Source organism: Streptomyces sp. NPDC096193 (assembly GCF_040302905.1).
Lineage (GTDB): Bacteria > Actinomycetota > Actinomycetes > Streptomycetales > Streptomycetaceae > Streptomyces.
Genome location: NZ_JBEOSJ010000012.1, coordinates 203,145 through 223,002 on the forward strand (window position 1 = coordinate 203,145; position 19,858 = coordinate 223,002).

Consider the following 19,858-nt stretch of genomic DNA (forward strand, 5'->3'; position numbering starts at 1 on the left):
ACCGCACCCCGACCCCGGCCCGAGCACCCGGCCCTGGATGCGGTTGACCTCAAGTTTGGTTGAGGTCCTAGGTTTGTCTGTGCGCCCCGGGCCATGCCGGCCGACGGGATCCGAGCGCCGGCCCACACTCTCCGGAGGCACCACCCATGGACATGGAAGTCACCGCGTGGACATCGCTGCACAGCGCGATGAACGCCCAGGAGGACAGCAGGCCCTTCTCCCGGGCCACCCTGCGCCGCATCGGCGCATTCGCCCGGCCCCATCGTGGTGAGCTCTACCGGTTCCTGGTGCTGAGCGTGATCACCGCCCTGCTCGCCGTCGCCACACCGGTGCTCGCGGGACGGGTCGTGGACGCGATCGTCAAAGGCCATGACCCGGGCACGGTGACCCGCCTCGCCCTGCTCATCGCCGTCATCGCGGTCGCGGAGGCGGGCCTCGGTCTGCTCACCCGACGCCTGTCGGCGACGCTCGGCGAGGGCCTGATCCTCGATCTGCGGACGGCGGTCTTCGACCACGTCCAGCGGATGCCGGTCGCCTTCTTCACCCGGACCCGCACCGGCGCCCTGGTCAGCAGGCTCAACAACGACGTCATCGGGGCGCAGCGGGCGTTCAGCAACACCCTTTCGGGCGTGGTCTCCAACCTCGTGACCCTGCTGCTGACCCTCGCCGTGATGGTGAGCATCTCCTGGCAGATCACCCTGCTCGCGCTCGTTCTGCTGCCGGTGTTCGTCGTCCCCGCCCGTCGTATGGGAGCCCGGATGGCCCGGCTCCAGCGTGAGGCCGCGCAGCACAACTCCGCCATGGGGACCCAGATGACCGAGCGCTTCTCCGCCCCGGGCGCGACGCTGGTCAAGCTGTTCGGACGACCCGCCGACGAGTCGGCCGAGTTCACCGCCCGCGCCCGCCGCGTGCGGGACATCGGCATCCGTACCGCCATGGCCCAGTCCGTCTTCATCACCGCGCTCACCCTGGTGTCCGCCCTGGCTCTGGCTCTCGTCTACGGGCTCGGCGGCTACTACGCTCTCCGCGGCAGCCTGGAGCCGGGCGCCGTGGTGGCGCTCGCACTGCTCCTCACCCGCCTGTACGCCCCGCTGACCGCGCTGGCCGGCGCCCGGGTGGAGGTGATGAGCGCCCTCGTCAGCTTCGAGCGGGTTTTCGAGGTGCTCGATCTGAAGCCGCTGATCGCCGAGAAGCCGGACGCCCGACGGGTGCCGGACGGGCCCGTGTCGGTGGAGTTCGACGGCGTACGCTTCGGCTACCCCTCGGCGGACAAGGTCTCCCTCGCCTCGCTCGAAGAGGTGGCCACGCTCGACTCCCGCGGTGGCACGGAGGTGCTGCACGGCGTCTCGTTCCGCGCGGAGCCCGGGCGGATGGTTGCCCTGGTCGGCTCGTCCGGCGCGGGCAAGTCGACGATCGCTCAGCTCCTGCCGAGGCTCTACGACACGGACGAGGGCTCTGTTCGGCTGAACGGCGTCGACGTGCGCGACCTGACCGCGGACTCGATCCGCGACACGATCGGCATGGTCACCCAGGACGGACACCTCTTCCACGAGTCCGTCCGGGCCAATCTGCTGCTCGCCCGGCCGGACGCCACCGAGGACGACATCTGGGACGCGCTGCGGCGTTCGCGTCTCGACGGACTGGTGGCCTCACTGCCCGACGGTCTGGACACCGTCGTGGGCGAGCGCGGCTACCGCCTCTCCGGCGGAGAACGCCAACGGCTCACGATCGCCCGGCTCCTGCTGGCCCGTCAGCGGGTCGTCATCCTCGACGAGGCGACGGCACATCTCGACTCCACCTCGGAAGCGGCCGTCCAGGAAGCACTGGCGGAGGCGCTGGAGGGGCGTACCGCGGTCGTGATCGCCCACCGGCTCTCCACCGTCAGGGCCGCCGATCTGATTCTCGTCGTGGAGGACGGCAGGGTCGTCGAACGGGGCACCCACAGCGAGCTGCTGGCCGAGGGCGGTCGCTACGAACAGCTGTACCGGACGCAGTTCCACCGCCCCGGAGCGGCGGAGACGCAGCCGGTCCGCTGAACCGGCGGACGCGCCGTCAGTCCTTGGTGATGTTCCCGTTCTCGTCGACGACGACCGTGCTCCAGTACTTGTCCCACTTGTCGTCGACGTGCTCGGGAACCTTGCCCTTCGGGTAGCGGACGTATCCCTTGGGCGGTTCCTCGTCATCGGGGACACAGGCGCTGCCGGTGGTGCCCCCGACGGCCTTGACCGGATATTCGCCGTCGCTGCAGATGGCGTCCTGCATCGTGCAGCCGCTGACCAGGAAGGCCGCGGCCACCCCCGCCGCGACAAGGGAGGAGTAACGGAGTCGTCGGTACTTCAGCATCCTCAAGGAGCCTCTCTCGTCGGTCCGCTCAGTCTGTCCGTGAACGTGGTGCCCTGGATGAGTACGCGTACTCAACTGGCGGTGGGTAGCAGACCGGGGCCGGCCGGAACGGGCTTCCTTCCGTCGTGTTCTGTCATTCGGTGATCTCGTCCCCGCATGTCCTTGCGGATCGACTGGCATATTCGCTTCGATGGGCGCCATGACAAGTGAAGAGTTGCCGTCCGGCAACAGATGGGCCTCCACGGGACCCCTCGACACGCAGTACGCAGTCGGCGACGTCTGGGTCGTCGTCGCCCGGGGCGAGGTCGATCTCAACAATCTCCCGCCGCTCACCGAAGCCCTCACCCAGGCAGCCGAAACGCACGCCACAGTCGTCCTGGACGCCTCCGGCATCACCTTCGCCGACTCCACGTTCCTCAACCTGCTCCTGCGCATCCACCAGGTCACCGACCTGCGCATCGCGGCCCCGGGGCCGCAACTGGAACGCCTGCTCGATCTGACCGGCGCCGACGGGGTCCTCGCTCTGCGCGCCACGGTGGACGAGGCCACCACGCGATAGGGGCGCGGCGGCACGGAGGGCCCAGGGATTGCGCAACCAGATCTCACAGGCCTGCGGGGAGTGCCACAGCGGAAGTCGGGGTAGAGGCCGCCACAGGTGTGTGGCGTGAACGTTGTGGGACTTGGTGTGGGACAACAAGGGCCGAGGATGATGGATACGGGGGCCGAGGGCAGCGCGACGGACGCGATCGCCCACAAACCCGCCGCCTGGGCCGGCACCGCGTACGACGGCGAGCCGGGGTCCATCGCGGCGGCCCGGCACTTCGCCGCCCATTTCCTCACCCGGCTCCAGGGCCAATACGGCATCGCCGTCGCGCGCGACGCGGTCGGCACCGTCCAGCTGGTCGTCAGCGAGCTGATCACCAACGCGTGCAAATACGCTCCCGGCCCGTCCTCACTAAGTCTGGAGTTCGCCGCGCGGATGCTGGAAATCACCGTGTCGGACTCCAGCCCCGCGCTGCCGCTTGTACGCGGCCCCGAGCCGACGCGCGTAGGGCAGCACGGCCTCGAGATCGTCATGGCCCTGACCGAAGGCTTCCAGGTGCAGCGGAAACCTTTCGGGAAGAGGATCAAGGTCCGGGTGCCGCTCCTGCCCGACTCGCCCTGACCTTCCGGGCAACGGGCAACGGGCACGCACCCAGGGCCTCCGTACCCCTATAGGTGCATGGCAGGGCCTCCGTACCCCTATAGGTGCATGGGGCATGGAGATGCACGTATCGGGCAGCCGGTCCACTATCAGGGGCAATTGGGCGTTTGTGGCGGACAAGGAGACCTGCCGTGCTGATGGCTCACCCTGCGGTTCTGCAGAACCTGATCGACCGGTACGAGACACTGAGGACGCTGCACGCCGAGACCGGCAGCGCCCGGGTCCTGCAGCGGATGGACGACATCGCCTACACCCTGTGCGTCTCCACGGGCACCCGCGATGTGACGGCCGCGCTCATGGCCGCCCGCAGCCGACTCCCCGGCGCCTGCCCGGAGGGCGAGTCGCTCGTCGCGCGCTGAGGCGCCCGTGTACCCGTCAGAACTCGATGCTGTCCGTGCTGCGGATCTCCGCGTTCATGTTGCGGTCCATCATCCGCAGCGCCGCTTCGGCCAGATCGGCATGGATGTGCGCGACCGCGTCGTCCGGCACCGTCACCCGCAGATGCCGGATGTGGGCGTCCAGGGCCGAGTACAGCACGCACTGCTCGGTGACCTGACCGCACAGGACGATGTGGTCGATGTCGAGCTGACCCAGCAGGTACGACAGCGGAGTCTCGAAGAAGATCGAGTGACGCGCTTTGACGACGAACAGCGACTCGTCGTCGGGCTTCAGCGGTTCGACCAGGTCCGCGTGGGGACCCTCCAGAGCCTTTTCGACCAGCTCGCCGTGGTGGGAGCGCCACTGCCCGAAGTTGTCGTTGACGTAGATGACCGGGACCTTCTGCTCCCGGGCGCGTCCGATCAGTCGCACGATCGCGGGCACCGCCTGCTCGGCGGACGGGATGAGCAGATCCGCATCTCGGTGATCGTAGGTGTTGATCATGTCGATCACGATGACGGCACGGTTGCCCAGGCTTTCCGTGGTGGTCATGGTGCCCATGTTTCCACGCCCGTCGTGATCACGCAGCGGCCGCGGGCGTGCTCGTTGCCGCTGCGGGAACGGTCGGGGTATGGCTGTAGATCACCGGCAGACACCAGTCCTGGAAGCACTGACCCGATACCACGAGACCAATGAGCTCGCCTTCACCCCACCCGGCCACAAGCAGGCCCGCGGCGCGGATCCCGAGGTGCGCCGCGTCCTGGGCGACGCGGTCTTCTTCGGCGACGTCCTGGCCGGCGGCGGCCTGGACGACCGGCGGATGAGAAGGGTTCCGTCCTCCAGCGGGCGGAGCGCCTGATGGCCGACGCCGTGCGAGCGGACCACACCTTCTTCTCCACCTGCGGCAGCTCCCTCTCGGTGAAGGCCGCCATGCTGACGGTCGCGTCACCGCACGAGAAGCTCCTCGTCGGACGCGACGCGCACAAATCCGTCGTCTCCGGCCTGATCCTGTGCGGTCTCGAGCCCGTCTGGGTGGAGCCCCAGTGGGACCCGGTGCGGCACCTCGCCCATCCCCCGTCCGCGGAGGCCTTCGAGAAGGCGTTCCAGGAGCATCCCGACGCCCGCGGAGCCCTGGTCACCAGCCCCACGCCGTACGGCGCCGCGGGCGACCTGCGCGCCATCGCCGAGGTGTGTCACCGCAGGTCACGGCCGCTTGTCGTCGACGAGGCGTGGGGCGCGCATCTCCCCTTTCACCACGATCTGCCGTCGTGGGCGATGGACGCCGGCGCGGACATCTGCGTCACCAGCATCCACAAGATGGGCAGCGGGCTGGAGCAGGGCTCGGTCTTCCACCTCCAGGGCGATCTGATCGATCCGGCCGACCTCGCCTCGCGAGCCGATCTGCTGGGCACCACGAGCCCGTCGGTGCTGCTCTACGCGGGCATCGACGGCTGGCGGCGCCAGATGGCCCTGCACGGCACGGCGCTGCTGTCGAAGGCGCTGGACCTCACCGCGGAGGTCCGGGCAGCCATCGAGCGCATCGACGGCCTGCACGTCAACGACGGGCGCGACTTCTGCGGCCCCGGGCTCGCCGAGGAGTTCGATCCCCTGCCGGTGGTCATCGACCTCCAGGCGCTGGACACCACCGGATACCGGGCCGCCGACTGGCTTCGCGAGCACCACCACCTGGACATGCACGTGGTCGATCACCGCCGCATCAGCGCCCAGCTGACGCACGCGGACGACGAATCCACCACCCGGCCCCTGCTGGACGCTCTGACCGATCTCGTACGGCACGCACCGGAGTTGCGGCCCGCCCCCCACGTGGCGGTGCCCGAGCCGGGCGAGCTGCGCCTGGATCAGGCGTGCCTGCCCCGTGACGCCTTCTTCGCCCGCACGGAGGACGTCGCCCTCGACGCGGCGGAAGGCCGGGTGGCGGCCGAGATGCTCACGCCGTACCCGCCCGGCATCCCCGCCGTACCGCCGGGCGAACGGCTCACCCGGCCTGTGCTGCGCTACCTGCGCACCGGCATCGACGCGGGCATGAACGTGCCCGACGCCGCCGACACGCAGCTGTGCACCGTACGCGTCATGGCGGACAACGACGCCTGACGCCGAAGCCGAAGCCGAAGCCGAAGCCGAAGCCGAATGGATGGTCGGCCCGATCACCCGGAGTGCCTGTCCCGTCGCGGGGAACACGTTCGGCACATCGAAGGAGGCGCCGGGCCCGGCCACGAGTCCGGGCCGACGGCGCGCAGGAGAGGAGTGGCCGCTCATGGCTTCTGACGACGTGGTGGAACTGATCCTCGAGGACCACCGGAGCATGGAGGACCTGTTCCGCCGGATGCGCAGTGTCGACGAGGACCGCGCGAAGGCGCTGCGGGAGTTCTCCGCTCTCCTCGTCGCGCATGCCGAGGCGGAGGAGGCCGAGGTCTACCCGGCCCTGAAGCGGTACAAGGACATCGACGACGACGAGGTCGAGCACGGCTCGGAGGAGCACGACGAGGGCCATGAGGCGCTTCTGCACCTGATGGAGGTCGAGGACACGGGCGGCGAGGAGTGGGACGAGAAGCTGGAGAAGCTGTCGGAGGCCGTCGCGCACCACCTCGACGAGGAGGAGCGCACGCTGCTGAACGACGCCCGGGAGAACGTGGCCGACGAGCGCCGCGCCGAACTCGGCAGGGCCTTCCTCAAGGCGAGGGCCGACCAGCTGGCGTCCGACTGCGGTGACATCGAGAACGTACGCCGTCTCGTCCGGGGCTGAGCTCGCCGGGGCCGGGCCCCTAAGCGTCGTGGGGGCCTCCTTGCGGCGTGACGGGGGCCCGGCCCCTCCCCCGCCCGTGCTGCCCTCCCGGCGCCCGCCCGGCCCTCCTCCCCGGCGCCCGTACTGCCGCGAGCGCCATTCCCCCGCCGGGCTCTCCGGCTACCGTCAGGAACCCGGCGGCAGTGCCGTGTGATCGGGGTGGCGCCGGGTCCGGCGGCGCTCTTTCATCTCGGCCTCGTACAAATGTTCGCGGCCCCCGGCGAGCTGCTCGCGAACCTGACGCTCGACGTCCTGGAAGGGCCGGTAGTAGGTCTCGTCGTAGGCCTCGACGATCTGGAAGGTCCACCGACCGGGAATGACATTGCGGCCCAGGATCTCCCGCTCGACGAGATCGGCCAGGCGATCGTGGCCGGCCTCGCGGAGGAGTCGGACGGCGTCGTCCAGCTCCAGGTCCGCCGAGCCGGTCAGCTGATGGAATCCGTACAGATGCCCGCGCGCCCGCTCCGTGGTCTCCAGCGCCTTCGACAAGGCACCCAGCGCCTCGACCGTCTTGTCACTCACGCCCGCCGGGCGCCGGTGCGCCGCGTCGGGCCCGTCGTTCCGTTCGTCACTCACCCCTCACGTGTCCCCTGACGCCACCGCCGTATGTTCGGCACTTCGGGTGGTCTTCGCGGCGGGCCGGGCGGCCGGGGTGAGACGTCACGACGGGATCCACGCCCCCGACGCCTCCCGGCGCCTGTCCACGCCCCGGAAATATTTCTCCTGCGGCAACTGGAGAATTAACTCCCACGGCCACAATAATTTTGGCCGCCATTCTCTCGACGGCAACGACGTCGCGAGCACTCCCGCCGTCACCGTGCTAATGTTGATCTCAGTTGCAGTTGTGGTTCCCAAAGACTTCAAGTGCCCTCAGCGGTTTTCTGAACCGGCGAGAGCACTTTTGCATTTCCGGTCCTCCGGAACGGGGCAATCATCACGGCGACTCGAGGTCCGCACAGTGCGGCCCTCTGGGCAACGCCCCGAAGGAGATATGACATGGCCAGTGGCACCGTGAAGTGGTTCAACGCGGAAAAGGGTTTCGGCTTCATCGAGCAGGACGGTGGCGGCGCTGACGTCTTCGCCCACTACTCGAACATCGCCACCCAGGGCTTCCGTGAGCTTCAGGAAGGCCAGAAGGTGAACTTCGACGTCACGCAGGGCCAGAAGGGCCCGCAGGCCGAGAACATCGTTCCCGCCTGACGCTGACACGTACGACGCAGCTGGGGCCCGCACCTTGGGGTGCGGGCCCCAGCTCGTTGCTTTTCGCAGCATCTGCACGCGGGCGCCATGCGGGGCCGATCCGGCCCCCGGCAGCCCGCAGGCGGGTGAACGCGCCACTCATGGCGCAAAAGGCCCGACCCGGGTCCGTTCAGCCCGCACTTTCCCTGCCTTCAGGCGAATTCTCGCCTCCCGCAGACAGACGAGGCAGCCGCATTCCCCCTGTTTCGCTCCATCTTTTTCCGGTCCGTTCCTGCGAATCTCCGTGCGGCATGCCGCTGCCGGAATTCCTCGATACGTGCCGCATCGAGGAAGGTTCTTCATGAACCGCACGACTCGCACGAACGACCGCTACTCCCGCACCAGCGGCAGCTCCGGCAGGGGCGGCTACCGCTCCCAGACCGGCGGCCGCTCGGGTGCCCCCAACCGATCCGGCACCCCCAACCGCTCCGGTGGCTACGGACGTCGACCGGCCGCGCTCCAGGGCGAGTTCGCTCTCCCGGTGACCATCACCCCGGCGCTGCCCCCGGCCGCGGCCTTCTCCGACCTGGACATGCCGGCTCCCCTGCTGGCGGCCCTGACCGCGGAAGGCATGAGCGTGCCGTTCCCGATCCAGGCCGCCACCCTGCCCAACTCCCTTGCGGGACGCGACGTACTGGGCCGCGGTCGGACCGGCTCCGGCAAGACGCTGGCCTTCGGCCTGGCCCTGCTGGCCCGTACCGCCGGTCAGCGCGCCGAGCCGCGCCGGCCGCTGGCCCTGGTCCTCGTCCCCACGCGTGAACTCGCCCAGCAGGTCACCGACGCTCTCACCCCCTACGCCCGGTCGCTGAAGCTGCGGCTGGCGACCGTGGTCGGCGGGATGTCGATCGGCCGTCAGGCCGGCGCGCTGCGCGGCGGCGCCGAGGTGGTCGTCGCGACCCCCGGGCGCCTCAAGGACCTGATCGACCGCGGCGACTGCTCGCTGGAGCGGGTCGGCATCACCGTTCTCGACGAGGCGGACCAGATGGCCGACATGGGCTTCATGCCGCAGGTCACCGCGCTGCTCGACCAGGTGCGCCCCGAAGGCCAGCGGATGCTGTTCTCGGCCACCCTGGACCGCAATGTGGACCGGCTGGTGCGCCGCTACCTGCACGACCCGGTCGTCCACTCGGTCGACCCCTCGGCGGGCGCGGTGACGACGATGGAGCACCACGTGCTGCACGTCCACGTCACCGACAAGTACGCGACGACCACCGAGATCGCCGCACGCGACGGCCGGGTGATCATGTTCCTGGACACCAAGCACGCCGTGGACGGGCTCACGAAGCATCTGCTGAACAGCGGTGTACGGGCGGCGGCCCTGCACGGCGGCAAGTCCCAGCCGCAACGCACGCGTACCCTCGCCCAGTTCAAGGAGGGTCACGTCACGGTGCTCGTCGCCACGAACGTGGCGGCGCGCGGCATCCATGTCGACAATCTCGACCTGGTCGTCAACGTGGACCCGCCGAGTGACCACAAGGACTACCTCCACCGCGGTGGGCGCACCGCCCGAGCGGGTGAGTCCGGCAGTGTCGTCACGCTGGTTCTGCCGAACCAACGGCGCGACATGATGCGGCTGATGGCGGACGCCGGCATCACCCCGCAGACCGCGCAGGTCCGTTCCGGTGAGGCCGAACTGAGCCGTATCACCGGCGCGCAGGCGCCGTCGGGCGTTCCGGTTACCATCGCCGCACCGGCGGCGGAGCGCGCCAAGCGCGGTGCGTCGTCCTCGTCGCGCGGCAGGCGCAGCCGGCCTGCTCAGGCCCGCCGTGCCGGCAGCACCTCCAGGACGCCGTCGGGCAGTTCGCAGCGGCAGGTCCGCGGCGCGGCCGCCTGACCCTCCCCCGGCCCGGCTCGTGTCCGCGGCAGTGACTCCGGTTCACGACGACATGGTCGGTTCGTGAACCCCCCGTACCGGCAGGCTCCGTCGACGAGGCTTCATCGTGAAGCCACCGTCTCCGCGGCGCCTGCCGGTGCACAGTCGCACCCGCCCACCGGCCATCGCCCGTACCGTGTACTTCATCCCGCGGACCGCACCCCCGGCCCTGCCTTCTCCTCGACCTGTGAGGCATCATGCGCTGCGTCATCGCCCGTTTCCCGTTCGACCTCTTCAAGAACGAAGTCCAGGACGCGATGAAGGGCATCAAGCCCGAACCCATCACGGGCGAGTCCGTGATCATCGGCCGTCGGCACTACCCCGTCAAGCAGGTCGGTGAGGTCATCACCCGCCAGGACCGCCGCGACTTCAGTGCCGCCGAAGTGACCCGGGCCCTGGTCCGCCTCGGCTTCACCTGCCGCGCCGTCCCCGTCGAGGAGCCGGCCGTCGCGCTGACTCCGGTCGAGAACGCCTCAGCGCTTCTCGGCACTCCCGCACAGTAGAATCTCTGCCCATGTCGAAGCCTGATGATCTGCTCGTCGATGTCGCCGCGATGGTGGAGTCGGAGCAAACCAATCAGATGTCCCTGACCGTGGTCGTGCACGGCGCTGTCATCACCGGTCGCCTGGCCCCCGAGGCCGTGTGGAGGCAGCGGGTCGCCGAGGTCCTCAAGGACTCGGACCGGCTGGGACCGTTCTCCAGCATCTTCATGAAGACCGAGGTCGCCGCCCACCGACGCGAGGAGGGGCAGCCGCCGACGCATCTGCACTTCCACGTCGCCCGGATCCTCCAAGGCACGCTCGGCATCCCGGAAACCGGTGGCATGTACCGCATCGCCCTCAAGGACGTCAGCGCCTGGACGGTCGGGGACTTCAGCTACTCGGACACCTGACAGCGCCCTCTGTGCCCGGCGTCGTCCGGGCACAGAGGCGGACCCGATGGCATACCGCACGGATCACGGTTCTCCGCGTGGGCCGGCGCGGTTGCCACCCGAGGGCCGTACGGCGCAGACGGACGCAAGTCCGCAGGCCGGGGCGAGGAACGCCACACACGCCGACAGGCGTAGACGCATGCATGACGGGCACGCGGCAGACACCGCACCTTCGAAAGGAATCCGTCATGGTCATCGCCGGCGTCATCGCCCTGTGTGTTGTACTCGCCGTACTCGCCTTCCTTCTGCCGCGCCTCTCCCGGCACCCCGAGCGCGGTACGCAGCGCTCGCTCGGTATGGGGGCACGGGCGGGCGGCAAGGCTCCCGGTCCGCTCGGCCGGCTGTTCAGCAAGCCGTTCCACAGCAGCTCGCGGGCTGTCGGCAAGAGCGGGTCCGCCGGCCGTCGTGCGCGTCGCAAGATGCCGTTCTGACAGCCACACGACCCGGGAGCCGACAAAGTGAAGTTTCTGCTGCTCGCCGCCGTGATCGTGCTGGTCGTACTCGCCTACCGCCACCGATCCCGGCGGCCCCGGAACCATCCTGGTGACAGTGGCCGCGGGCGGGACGGCTGACCGGCCCGGGCCCGCCTCGACCCGTCGAGGCGCGGCCTGCGGCCGACCGGGCCAGGCGCGCGCAGACGCGCCTGCACCCCGGCACACGCAAACCGCGGCAGGCCCACCGGTCAGGCGTCGGCCTTCGGATGGGATCCGGCAGCGGGGCGGCGCAGTTCCTCGTTGATACGCATGGCTTCTTCGAGCTGGTCCTCGAGAATGATGATGCGGCAGGCAGCCTCGACCGGCGTCCCCTGGTCCACGAGCTCGCGCGCCCGCGCGGCGATGCGCAACTGGTAGCGGGAGTACCGCCGGTGGCCACCCTCGGAACGCAGCGGCGTGATGAGACGGGCTTCACCGATGGCCCGGAGGAAGGCGGGAGTCGTCCCGATCATTTCGGCGGCTCGGCCCATGGTGTACGCGGGATAGTCATCGTCATCGAGACGGTCGTGCGGGCTCGGAATGTTTTCTGCGGTCACTGACACCTCATCCATCGGAACGCGTCGAGGGGCCCGGGTACCGAGTGGCACCCAGGCCCCGAGGGGTTTTCAACACCATCTGCCGGTCTGTTACAGCACCGGCTCTCTGTTTCCGCGTACCAGTCCTTCAGGACGGGGTTGCGGGGATCGCATATGCGTGACCGGGGACCACCTTCCAATCCGGGGCCTGCGGTACCCGGGCGCTTCGACTTCCGCCCGGGCGATCCTGATGGCGTCTGCCTCCTTGCCTCTTTCTGATCCTTCTTCGGTACTGGGGTACTGCATGGCCCCTCGGGCCACCTGGTCCGGCAGCCAGCGAGGGGACCCACTCCTGCCTCCGGCCCCATCACTCCACTGCCGTGCCGCTTCTGCATGAGTCGTGCTGCGCGGCAGTTCGTGTCTGCCGCGCTCACTCACTTTTGGTCTCAGGGGAGACTGTAGTCTTCGACCACGAGCATGTCTACCGTCGCCACGACAGTTTTCCTCATGGCCGGGAGCCCGAACTTCTGGCGTCATCCGGTGTGGCACGTCGGGTCGGCAGACCCGTCCGCCGCGGCCCGCCGCTGCCGTTCCGGACACGGTGGGCGTTCGCGGGCGGACGGCGGACCGGCCGGGGCGGTCCTAGATGATCACGATGAGGAGTGCCGTGATGATCGTGGCCACAGCGACCGCGGTCATCAGTGCCCAGCTGCCGGGAACGTCCTGCCTGCTCGTGTGCATCCTGCTCGTATCCATGGCGACCGGGTACCCGCGTTGCCCGCGCTCATCCCGGCGCCCGGCCCTCTCGGCGGGCACAGTGGAGACATGAACGCAGACGACACGAGCATGCTGGGCCGCTCCCGCGTGGCCACCCGACTGCCCGCCCAGGACCTGGACCGAGCGCGGCTGTTCTACGCGCAGAAGCTCGGCCTGGAGCCGGTCGACGAGCGTCCGGGCGGACTGCTGTACCGGTGCGGGGGCGTGGACTTCGCCCTGTTCCTCTCCGCCGGCCAGTCGCCGGGGACGTTCACGCAGATGGGCTGGGAGGTCGAGGACATCGAAACCGCCGTCGCCGAACTGCAGCGGCGCGGCGTTGCGTTCGAGGAGGTCGACCTCCCCGGGCTGCGCACGCAAAACGCCATCGCCGACATCGACGGGAACTACCCGAGCAAGGGGGCCCGGGGGGAACGGGGCGCGTGGTTCCGCGACAGCGAGGGGAACATGCTGGGCATCGGGCAGTTGGTGACCTGAAGCCCCGCGCACGGCAGCGGGCGGGCCGCCGCCGGCCGGCGGTCCGGCCCAGCGGCGGCCCTGGTCGCCTTAGGCTCGCGCGCGCAGGGCGGCCGTGTGCTCCCGCACCTGCTCGGGCGTCAGATAGGCGTCCGTGTACTCGAAGTCCCGCAGGGTGGACGGGCTGCGCATCTGGAAGCCGGTACGGACGAAGTCGTCGCCGGCGACGGCGTTGAGAAGCCAGTTGGTCATCACACGGGTCTTGGCGACGTGCGTCCGCAGGGCCGTCCAGTGATAGCCGCGCGCCACGACCTGGGCGGGCAGTCCGCGCAGTTCGATGCCGAACGGTTTGGAGACGGCGTCCTTGCCACCGAGGTCCACGACGAGACCCAGGTCCTTGTGGACGTACGGCTCCAGCGGCCGGCCCTGGAGGTGGGCGATCAGGTTGTCGGCGACCTTGCGTCCCTGCCGCAGGGCGTGCTGGGCGGTGGGCGGGCAGACCGCGTCGCCGCCCCTGGCGAGGTCGGGCACCGCGGCGGCGTCGCCGAGCGCGAAGACGCCGTCGGCGTTCGGGACGGTCATGTCGGGGCGCACCACGAGCCGTCCACGGGCGGTCTCCGCGTCCAGGGTGCCGACGAGCGGGCTGGCGGCGACGCCGGCCGTCCAGATGAGTGTCCGGCACGGCAACACGCGCCCGTCGGTGAGCGTCACCTTCTCCGGACCGACGTCGGCGACCGACACTCCGAGGGACACCTCGATGCCGCGCTTGCGCAGAATCTCCAGCGCCGCGAGACCGAGCTTGTCGCCGAGTTCGGGCATCAGCTTGGGGGCGATGTCGATCAGATGCCACTTGATCAGTTCGGGGTTCAGGCGCGGATACCGCTTGACGGCGTTCTCGGTGAGCCGCTGAAGACACGCGGCCGTCTCGGTGCCGGCGTATCCGCCGCCGACGACGACGAACTGGAGGCGGGAGACGCGCTCGGCCTCGTCGTGGCTGGCGTCCGCCAGGTCGAGCTGGGCGATCACATGGTCGCGGATGTAGGCGGCTTCGGCGAGCGTCTTCATCCCACGCCCGTGCTCCACGAGGCCGGGAATGTCGAACGTCCGGGTGATGCTGCCGGGAGCCAGCACGATGTGGTCGTACGGCTGATTCACGATCTCGTTCGTGATCTTGCGGATCACACAGACCTTAGCCTCGGTGTCCACACCGATGGCGCCGCCCGGGATGATCGACGTCCGGTGCTTGGCGCTGCGGCGCAGGGAGACGGCGATGGACTGGGGCGTCAGCACACCCGCGGCCACCTGGGGCAGCAGCGGAAGATAAAGCTGGTAGGAGAACGGCGTGACCAGGGAGATCTCGACGTCCGCCGGGGAGAGCTTGCGCTCCAGCCGACGTACGCACTCGACACCGGCGAAGCCGGCCCCCACCACAAGAATCCTCGATCGTGCCACGATGCCCGTCCTCTCTCCGCCCGGCAGGTCTTATCGTCGGCTGCCCAGCCTCGGCGGTCTTGCACACCCCCATCCTTGCGACGCCTGTGACGCACGCAAGTCTTAGGCCGCCACCTCGTCGGTCGCCGCGGTGCCGGGGACGGGCTCACGGGATGGGGCCGACGGCATACGGGCCGAGGAGATGCGGGCCGATGGGATGCCGGCGGACGGGATGCGGGGCTGCGAACCCTGCGGATGCAGCCCCGCGGCGAGAGGTGCCGCTCAGCCCCGGACGATGTTCTGCGCCTGCGGACCCTTCTGGCCCTGACCGATGTCGAAGGTGACGTGCTCGCCCTCGGTCAGTTCGCGGTAGCCGTTGCCCTGGATCTCGGAGTAGTGCGCGAAGACGTCCGGTCCACCGCCCTCCTGGGAGATGAAGCCGAAGCCCTTCTCGGAGTTGAACCACTTCACTGTGCCACTGGCCATGCTGGTGTGTGTCCTTCTGTGTCCATGCCCGAGGCGGACCGGGTCCCGGACCGCCCCAGCTCCTTCCGGGGAGCCGAGAACAGCCATACCCCTGGGTGGTTGCGGTCATGTCATCCTTCCGCGGCCGGTGCCCGGGGCCCGCTGACGTACCCGGGTCGCCCGGACCGGCGGCGTCCGGCTGTCCGGGTGGATACTTGAGGGGTGGACATCCCCGTCCCCCGGGTCTCCGGCCTGCGCGAGCGCCTGGGCAGCAGCGTGTTCAGCCGCGTCGCAGGCCCCGCGGGCCCCGACAACCGCGCGCGCATCCACGGCGCGCCGGGACCCCGCTGGTTCGGTCCCGAGCGGCCCATCCGGGTCGTCCACGGGGACGCGTCGATGTTCATCGGCGGGCTCAGAGCGCTGTTGCTCCAGTCCCTGCACCCTCTGGCCATGGCCGCGGTGGCAGCCCACTCCGGCTACCGCGGCGACCCCTGGGGCCGGCTCCAGCGCACCAGCACCTTCCTGGCGGTGACGACGTACGGCACGGCCGACGACGCCCGGAGCGCTGTCGACCGCGTACGGGCGGTGCACCAACGCGTGATGGGGACGACGGCCGCCGGCGAGCCGTACCACGCCGCCGATCCGCATCTGCTCGCCTGGGTGCACGTGGCCGAGGTCGACAGTTTCCTGCGTGCCCATCAGCGGTACGGTCGACGGCCCCTGGACGGAGCGGGGTGCGACGGCTACGTGGCCGACACCGCATGCGTGGCCCGGGCCCTCGGCATTCCCGACCCGCCGCGGGACCGTGCCGGTCTCGCCGAACAGCTGGCCGCGTACCGGCCGGAGCTCCGCGCGACCCAAGAGGCCCGCGAGGCCGCGCGGTTCGTCCTGCGGCACCCGCCTCTGCCGTGGGTCGCCCGCGGTCCGTACGCCGTCCTGGCCGCCAACGCGGTCTCCACCCTTCCGCCGTGGGCGCGCGAGCTCCTGGGAGTCCCCCATCTGCCCAACATCGAAACGGCCGTCGTCCGGCCGGCCGGGCACGCTCTCACCTCGACCATCCGATGGGCGATGAAGCCGCCGGCGCGACCGGCCGCACGGCCGCCGCGGGAATCGGCGGCCACTCCCGACTCGCCTGTCCCGCCTGTCCGTTGACGCGCCGGACGCGCCGGCCGTACGTCTCCGCACGGCCGGTCCGGTGCGGCACGAACGCCGGGATTCCTCCCGCTCGTCGCCGTCACGCCGGTGCCCCGCTGCCGGAAGGGCTGCGACCGGTGCCGAGAGAGGCGGTGATGGCCTGCCCCGGCCCAGGGGCATCAGGAGCGGTACACGCGCAGCCGTCGTACCTCGTACGACAGGGACGTCCGGCCGGGTTCCGGCGCGGGGTGATAGGTGCCGTCGGCGACGGACAGGTTCACGATGAGATGAGCGCGCCAGTCGCTGTCGAGGCCGGCGTCGTCAGTGAAGGCCCGGACGCCGTTGACCCACCAGACAACGGACCGGGCGCCGAGTTCGACGCGGAGATTCACCCATGCGCCGGGGCGGATGGCGGGATCCCGGTGGTAATGGCCCGCGCCGCTCATGTGGTTGGAGAGTTCCAGCAGGTCGGGGTTGTCGGGGTGGTACTCGAAGGCGTCGATCTCGTTGCCGCCTTCCCACCAGGTCCAGATCGCAGGCCACGCACCCACCTCGCGGGGCAGGCGTACCCGGGCTTCGAGCACGTCGCCCGTACGCACCATGAAGTCGTCCCGGCTGCCCTCGGTGGTGAGCAGTCCCGCGTACCACGTGCCGTCGGGGCCCGGCGTCGCGCGGAACACACCGCGTCGGGAGTAGGCGGGGTCCGACACCAGGTGGTCGAGCTTGTGGTCACCGGGGTTGGTGGGGCCGCCGTTCGGATAGGCCCAGGTGCGTCCCGCGACCCACTGGTCCGTCGACGAGAAGTCGGCGGTGAACACCAGCCGGCCACGCGGGCGTCGAGGACCCGGGACGGCCCCGGTGAGCCGCTGCCTGATCCGGCCGAACACCGACAACGCCTGCTCAGTCATGCCGCCTCATTTCCGACAGCAACAGCGCATGCCGGGTGCGCACGCCGAGGATGCTGTCCGCCACCTCCTTCAACGAGCGAGGGGGCGTCCTGACGCGGCCTGTGCACCGACTCCGGTCACGGTCGTGGCTGATCACGGTCCTGGACCTCGTGCTGTTATCCGGGTCCAGCGCCGACAACACCGCCCGGAGTCAGGTACCGGCGGTCCAGCGCTGGTCGCTCTTCCCGTCCGCCGGGTCGAAGCCGAGTGAACTGCCCTCCGCCCCGACCGACGGTTCGAGCGCGAAGTCCAGGGCGATGTACGGCCGTACCGCTCCGGACGCGTCGACGGTGAACCGGAGGTTCCTGCCGTTCTTGCCGTCGGCGGACGAACAGGACCAGATGCCCACGCCACGGTCGGTGTCGCCGCGTGAGTCCAGGCAGAAGTCGGGGTCGGCGTTACTGCGCAGCAGTCCGCCCGGTTCCAGATTCCACTGCTGCGTCTCGGCGCCGTTGCAGCGGACCGTGATGACATCGGTCCGGTTCTCCATCACACCGTCCTCGATGTCCAGGCAGAACCCCGAAGCGACGTTGACGACCCGGGCGTAACCGCCGCCCGGCACGATCGGCGCGGGTGGTGACGGAACAGCCTTGGAGGGCGTGGGCGCCGGGGGCTTCGGAGCGGGCGTGGACGCCGTGGGGGTCGGTCGGGTCGCGGGCGTCTTCGACGCCTCCCGGGTGGGGCTCGGTGATGGAGAGAGCGGGGCCGCGGACGCCGACGCGGGAGGCCAGGCGGGCTGCGGCGGCTGGGTCGGACGGTCGCTCGCCACGGGTCCCGAGGTGTCCCCCGACGTGGTCGCCAGCACGGCGCCGGCGATCACGGCGGCCGCCACCGCCACGGCGGCGAGTACGACGGGCCGGGTCCGCGACCGCGCGCCCCTGGCGGGCTCCGAGGCGGCAGGCGCCGACCGGTGGCTCGCGGCCGGCGATGGTTCCGGCTGGGCGGGCACGGCGTCGAGCAGCGCCCGCACGGGGCGGCGGGCCGCGTACGCTGCTCCGCCCCACCGGAGCAGCCCGTCGGCGAAGACACCGCGGGGGTCGGCAGTCATACGGGCGAGGTTCGCCATCAGCCGGGTGCAGCCGGCGCATTCGGCCAGATGGTTCGTCAGGTCCTCGCTCCGCCGCCGGTCCCCCGGCCGCACCGAGGCCTCGATGATGCGCCGGAAGCCGGCGCACCGCTTGTCGTCGGCCCGTGCGAGGCAGGCCTTGATGTAGGCCTGGCGCATGGCGTCCTGTGCCTTGGTCCGCTGCTCGGACACAACATCGGGCCGGACACCGAGGTAGGTCGCCGCGGTGTCGTCGGGTTCACGGTCGATCACGGAGTACCAGAGGATCCCCCGCGTCAGCTCGGGCAGCCCGTAGAAGCCGGCGAGCATGGCGGACGACATCTCGAACGCGAGGCGCTGGGACTCCGGCATGCTCCACTCGACGCGGTCAACCGACTCGTCGGCCCACGCGGCGAAGTCCGGTTCGAGCCGGTCGCGGCGATTGCCCTCGGCCCAGGTCAGGCCCACTCGCTGAACGAGCATCAGCAGGTGGTGGCGCCAGTTCCCGCGCGGTTCGATGCCCCGGATCGCCTCCTGCGCCGCGAGGTCGAAGGCCTGGACGGCCAGCTGGTTGCCGGCGACCTGGTCGCGCCCGCAGAGCCGGGCGTAGGCGAGCACGGCCGGAAGGTGGCGGCGCTTGAGCTCCTGGGTGGCCGGAAAGGCGGGCGGGGCGCCGGCGCGTATGCGTTCGGTCAGTTCCGCGTCCGACAGGGCGAGGTGGGCCTGCATGTGGTCGGCGGGGTCGGGACCGCCCTGGTGGAGCTCTGGCACCCTGTTGACTCCTCGTTCAGTACGCACCACCGACGTGTCCGCAGTCACGGAGAAGCGGGTCGGTGTTACCTGCAGGAAACAAGAGCCCATAGTGATGCAGGCGAATCAGCGGGGAAAGGTGTTTCCGCGGGTAAGTCGTGCGGGGAGAACGCCGGACGGCGACAACGCGCCCACGCCCGGGCGGGTCCGCGGATGCCCTCGGCGCCGCCTGCCGCTGCCGGAACGCGCGGTCATGGAGTACGACGCGGAGCGAGGACGCAGAACTCGTTGCCCTCCGGGTCCTCCATGACGACCCACGGCACGTCTCCCTGGCCGATGTCGGCACGACGCGCCCCGAGCGCCAGCAGTCGCGCGACCTCGGCGTCCTGGTCGTCCGGCCGGAAGTCGAGGTGCAACCGGTTCTTCCCCGCCTTCGGCACCCGCACGGGCTCGAAGATCAGCCCGGGCAGACGGTCCGGTGCCGCGCGGATCTCGAACTCGTCGTGAGCGTCGTTGACCACGACCCATCCGAGCGCGCCGGCCCACCAGTTCCCCAGCGCGACCGGGTCCACGGCGTCCATCACCAGCTGTTCCCACTCCAAGGACATGCCGCGGAGCGTAGTGGCAGCGCGGGCCTCCGTGCCACGGACGCGCACGCCAGGGAACGGCAGGAGCAGAAAACCTCAGGACATGGAATTCCGTACGCGGGCAACACGATGGCCAACTGGTCGCAGCCACAAGGCAATCGGCCTTCGAACCGAGGAGGCACCATGCCGCTCACCTTCCGCAAGAGTTTCAGGATCCTGCCGGGCGTGACGCTGAACATCAACCGCAAGTCCTGGTCGATCACCACGGGCGGCAAGAACGGCCCGCGCCACACCCGCAGCAGCACCGGTCGTCGGACGACGTCCATGAACCTGCCGGGTCCCTTCGGGTGGCGCAAGACGACCGGAGGCTCCGGCCGGCACTGACGCGGGCACCGGCCCGCGATCGGGGCAGGGGTTCCGCACCAGGTCCGGTGCGCCCGGCCGGCCGGGGAAATACTCTCCTCCTTGTCGCGGGTGGTGCGCAGGATC

The 19,858-nt window shown here is 70.1% G+C and carries 22 protein-coding genes and 1 pseudogene; 14 read left to right on the plus strand and 9 right to left on the minus strand.

Annotation, left to right across the window (positions count from 1 at the left end; all coding sequences use genetic code 11):
* Positions 1-146 precede the first annotated feature (146 nt).
* On the plus strand, positions 147-2,036 hold the full coding sequence (locus tag ABTX78_RS19725; RefSeq protein ID WP_352208049.1) for an ABC transporter ATP-binding protein: 1,890 nt from the start codon (positions 147-149) through the stop codon (positions 2,034-2,036).
* Between the two features lie 16 nt (positions 2,037-2,052).
* Here ABTX78_RS19725 and ABTX78_RS19730 read toward each other — a convergent pair whose 3' ends face one another.
* Positions 2,053-2,343: an SCO0607 family lipoprotein gene (locus ABTX78_RS19730; protein WP_352208050.1), complete on the minus strand. Its 291-nt coding sequence runs from the start codon at positions 2,341-2,343 to the stop codon at positions 2,053-2,055.
* A 199-nt stretch (positions 2,344-2,542) separates the two neighbouring features.
* Here ABTX78_RS19730 and ABTX78_RS19735 point away from each other — a divergent pair, with 199 nt between their 5' ends.
* The 3 genes from ABTX78_RS19735 (at position 2,543) to ABTX78_RS19745 (ending at position 3,906) form a co-directional block, all read left to right on the plus strand.
* Positions 2,543-2,902, plus strand: coding sequence for an STAS domain-containing protein (locus tag ABTX78_RS19735; RefSeq protein WP_352208051.1), 360 nt, complete (start codon positions 2,543-2,545; stop codon positions 2,900-2,902).
* Positions 2,903-3,049: 147 nt separating this feature from the next.
* Positions 3,050-3,508 (plus strand): ATP-binding protein, encoded by a 459-nt coding sequence (locus tag ABTX78_RS19740; protein WP_352208052.1) that lies wholly within the window; start codon positions 3,050-3,052, stop codon positions 3,506-3,508.
* Between the two features lie 170 nt (positions 3,509-3,678).
* The gene (locus tag ABTX78_RS19745) at positions 3,679-3,906 is read left to right on the plus strand and encodes a DUF5133 domain-containing protein (protein WP_352208053.1); all 228 of its coding nucleotides are present in this window, start codon (positions 3,679-3,681) and stop codon (positions 3,904-3,906) included.
* Positions 3,907-3,922: 16 nt separating this feature from the next.
* Here the strand turns inward: ABTX78_RS19745 and ABTX78_RS19750 are convergent, their stop codons facing one another.
* Complete coding sequence (locus tag ABTX78_RS19750; RefSeq protein ID WP_352208075.1) at positions 3,923-4,459, minus strand: cysteine hydrolase family protein; 537 nt, start codon at positions 4,457-4,459, stop codon at positions 3,923-3,925.
* A gap of 97 nt (positions 4,460-4,556) precedes the next feature.
* Between ABTX78_RS19750 and ABTX78_RS19755 the strand changes: the two are divergent.
* Positions 4,557-6,037 (plus strand): annotated as a pseudogene (locus tag ABTX78_RS19755) (aminotransferase class I/II-fold pyridoxal phosphate-dependent enzyme).
* A 163-nt stretch (positions 6,038-6,200) separates the two neighbouring features.
* Complete coding sequence (locus tag ABTX78_RS19760; RefSeq protein ID WP_352208054.1) at positions 6,201-6,689, plus strand: hemerythrin domain-containing protein; 489 nt, start codon at positions 6,201-6,203, stop codon at positions 6,687-6,689.
* A 165-nt stretch (positions 6,690-6,854) separates the two neighbouring features.
* Here ABTX78_RS19760 and ABTX78_RS19765 read toward each other — a convergent pair whose 3' ends face one another.
* Positions 6,855-7,304: a hypothetical protein gene (locus ABTX78_RS19765; protein WP_352208055.1), complete on the minus strand. Its 450-nt coding sequence runs from the start codon at positions 7,302-7,304 to the stop codon at positions 6,855-6,857.
* Positions 7,305-7,724: 420 nt separating this feature from the next.
* On the opposite strand from ABTX78_RS19765, the gene ABTX78_RS19770 reads away from it, so the two are divergent.
* The 5 genes from ABTX78_RS19770 (at position 7,725) to ABTX78_RS19790 (ending at position 11,202) form a co-directional block, all read left to right on the plus strand.
* Positions 7,725-7,928 carry a cold-shock protein gene (locus tag ABTX78_RS19770; protein ID WP_030228921.1) on the plus strand — a complete coding sequence of 68 codons (204 nt, stop codon included), beginning with the start codon at positions 7,725-7,727 and terminating at the stop codon, positions 7,926-7,928.
* A gap of 340 nt (positions 7,929-8,268) precedes the next feature.
* Complete coding sequence (locus ABTX78_RS19775) at positions 8,269-9,801, plus strand: DEAD/DEAH box helicase (RefSeq protein ID WP_352208056.1); 1,533 nt, start codon at positions 8,269-8,271, stop codon at positions 9,799-9,801.
* A gap of 236 nt (positions 9,802-10,037) precedes the next feature.
* The gene (locus tag ABTX78_RS19780) at positions 10,038-10,343 is read left to right on the plus strand and encodes an SCO5918 family protein (protein WP_352208057.1); all 306 of its coding nucleotides are present in this window, start codon (positions 10,038-10,040) and stop codon (positions 10,341-10,343) included.
* A gap of 11 nt (positions 10,344-10,354) precedes the next feature.
* Positions 10,355-10,732, plus strand: a complete 378-nt coding sequence (locus ABTX78_RS19785) for a GvpU-like protein (RefSeq protein WP_352208058.1) — start codon at positions 10,355-10,357, stop codon at positions 10,730-10,732.
* A 227-nt stretch (positions 10,733-10,959) separates the two neighbouring features.
* The gene (locus ABTX78_RS19790; protein ID WP_352208059.1) at positions 10,960-11,202 is read left to right on the plus strand and encodes a DUF6411 family protein; all 243 of its coding nucleotides are present in this window, start codon (positions 10,960-10,962) and stop codon (positions 11,200-11,202) included.
* Between the two features lie 251 nt (positions 11,203-11,453).
* Here the strand turns inward: ABTX78_RS19790 and ABTX78_RS19795 are convergent, their stop codons facing one another.
* Positions 11,454-11,816 (minus strand): MerR family transcriptional regulator, encoded by a 363-nt coding sequence (locus ABTX78_RS19795; protein WP_352208060.1) that lies wholly within the window; start codon positions 11,814-11,816, stop codon positions 11,454-11,456.
* 789 nt (positions 11,817-12,605) lie between these two features.
* Here ABTX78_RS19795 and ABTX78_RS19800 point away from each other — a divergent pair.
* Complete coding sequence (locus tag ABTX78_RS19800) at positions 12,606-13,031, plus strand: VOC family protein (protein ID WP_352208061.1); 426 nt, start codon at positions 12,606-12,608, stop codon at positions 13,029-13,031.
* A 69-nt stretch (positions 13,032-13,100) separates the two neighbouring features.
* Here ABTX78_RS19800 and ABTX78_RS19805 read toward each other — a convergent pair whose 3' ends face one another.
* Both ABTX78_RS19805 and ABTX78_RS19810 read right to left on the minus strand, forming a co-directional pair.
* Positions 13,101-14,462 (minus strand): NAD(P)/FAD-dependent oxidoreductase, encoded by a 1,362-nt coding sequence (locus ABTX78_RS19805; protein ID WP_352208062.1) that lies wholly within the window; start codon positions 14,460-14,462, stop codon positions 13,101-13,103.
* Positions 14,463-14,723: 261 nt separating this feature from the next.
* Positions 14,724-14,927, minus strand: coding sequence for a cold-shock protein (locus ABTX78_RS19810; protein WP_313948208.1), 204 nt, complete (start codon positions 14,925-14,927; stop codon positions 14,724-14,726).
* A gap of 201 nt (positions 14,928-15,128) precedes the next feature.
* Between ABTX78_RS19810 and ABTX78_RS19815 the strand changes: the two genes are divergently transcribed.
* Entirely contained in the window at positions 15,129-16,058 is a 930-nt protein-coding gene (locus ABTX78_RS19815; protein ID WP_352208063.1) for an oxygenase MpaB family protein, read from the plus strand.
* A 161-nt stretch (positions 16,059-16,219) separates the two neighbouring features.
* Here ABTX78_RS19815 and ABTX78_RS19820 read toward each other — a convergent pair whose 3' ends face one another.
* The 3 genes from ABTX78_RS19820 to ABTX78_RS19830 all read right to left on the minus strand — a co-directional run bounded on the left by ABTX78_RS19820 (position 16,220) and on the right by ABTX78_RS19830 (position 19,390).
* Positions 16,220-16,948, minus strand: coding sequence for a beta-glucanase (locus ABTX78_RS19820; protein WP_352208064.1), 729 nt, complete (start codon positions 16,946-16,948; stop codon positions 16,220-16,222).
* Between the two features lie 190 nt (positions 16,949-17,138).
* Positions 17,139-18,803, minus strand: a complete 1,665-nt coding sequence (locus ABTX78_RS19825) for a ricin-type beta-trefoil lectin domain protein (protein WP_352208065.1) — start codon at positions 18,801-18,803, stop codon at positions 17,139-17,141.
* Between the two features lie 230 nt (positions 18,804-19,033).
* A complete protein-coding gene (locus tag ABTX78_RS19830; protein WP_352208066.1) occupies positions 19,034-19,390 on the minus strand; it encodes a VOC family protein in 357 nt (118 codons plus the stop codon).
* Between the two features lie 162 nt (positions 19,391-19,552).
* Between ABTX78_RS19830 and ABTX78_RS19835 the strand changes: the two genes are divergently transcribed.
* Positions 19,553-19,753 carry a DUF4236 domain-containing protein gene (locus tag ABTX78_RS19835; RefSeq protein ID WP_313948202.1) on the plus strand — a complete coding sequence of 67 codons (201 nt, stop codon included), beginning with the start codon at positions 19,553-19,555 and terminating at the stop codon, positions 19,751-19,753.
* Positions 19,754-19,858 lie beyond the last annotated feature (105 nt).

Bases quoted from the DNA above. Each gene is read 5' to 3' on its own strand.
- ABTX78_RS19775 (WP_352208056.1), top strand. From the start codon at position 8,269: ATGAACCGCACGACTCGCACGAACGACCGCTACTCCCGCACCAGCGGC.
- ABTX78_RS19785 (WP_352208058.1), top strand. From the start codon at position 10,355: ATGTCGAAGCCTGATGATCTGCTCGTCGATGTCGCCGCGATGGTGGAG.
- ABTX78_RS19770 (WP_030228921.1), top strand. From the start codon at position 7,725: ATGGCCAGTGGCACCGTGAAGTGGTTCAACGCGGAAAAGGGTTTCGGC.
- ABTX78_RS19740 (WP_352208052.1), top strand. From the start codon at position 3,050: ATGATGGATACGGGGGCCGAGGGCAGCGCGACGGACGCGATCGCCCAC.
- ABTX78_RS19810 (WP_313948208.1), bottom strand. From the start codon at position 14,927: ATGGCCAGTGGCACAGTGAAGTGGTTCAACTCCGAGAAGGGCTTCGGC.
- ABTX78_RS19795 (WP_352208060.1), bottom strand. From the start codon at position 11,816: ATGGATGAGGTGTCAGTGACCGCAGAAAACATTCCGAGCCCGCACGAC.
- ABTX78_RS19830 (WP_352208066.1), bottom strand. From the start codon at position 19,390: ATGTCCTTGGAGTGGGAACAGCTGGTGATGGACGCCGTGGACCCGGTC.
- ABTX78_RS19835 (WP_313948202.1), top strand. From the start codon at position 19,553: ATGCCGCTCACCTTCCGCAAGAGTTTCAGGATCCTGCCGGGCGTGACG.
- ABTX78_RS19790 (WP_352208059.1), top strand. From the start codon at position 10,960: ATGGTCATCGCCGGCGTCATCGCCCTGTGTGTTGTACTCGCCGTACTC.
- ABTX78_RS19780 (WP_352208057.1), top strand. From the start codon at position 10,038: ATGCGCTGCGTCATCGCCCGTTTCCCGTTCGACCTCTTCAAGAACGAA.
- ABTX78_RS19760 (WP_352208054.1), top strand. From the start codon at position 6,201: ATGGCTTCTGACGACGTGGTGGAACTGATCCTCGAGGACCACCGGAGC.
- ABTX78_RS19730 (WP_352208050.1), bottom strand. From the start codon at position 2,343: ATGCTGAAGTACCGACGACTCCGTTACTCCTCCCTTGTCGCGGCGGGG.
- ABTX78_RS19735 (WP_352208051.1), top strand. From the start codon at position 2,543: ATGACAAGTGAAGAGTTGCCGTCCGGCAACAGATGGGCCTCCACGGGA.
- ABTX78_RS19800 (WP_352208061.1), top strand. From the start codon at position 12,606: ATGAACGCAGACGACACGAGCATGCTGGGCCGCTCCCGCGTGGCCACC.
- ABTX78_RS19820 (WP_352208064.1), bottom strand. From the start codon at position 16,948: ATGACTGAGCAGGCGTTGTCGGTGTTCGGCCGGATCAGGCAGCGGCTC.
- ABTX78_RS19725 (WP_352208049.1), top strand. From the start codon at position 147: ATGGACATGGAAGTCACCGCGTGGACATCGCTGCACAGCGCGATGAAC.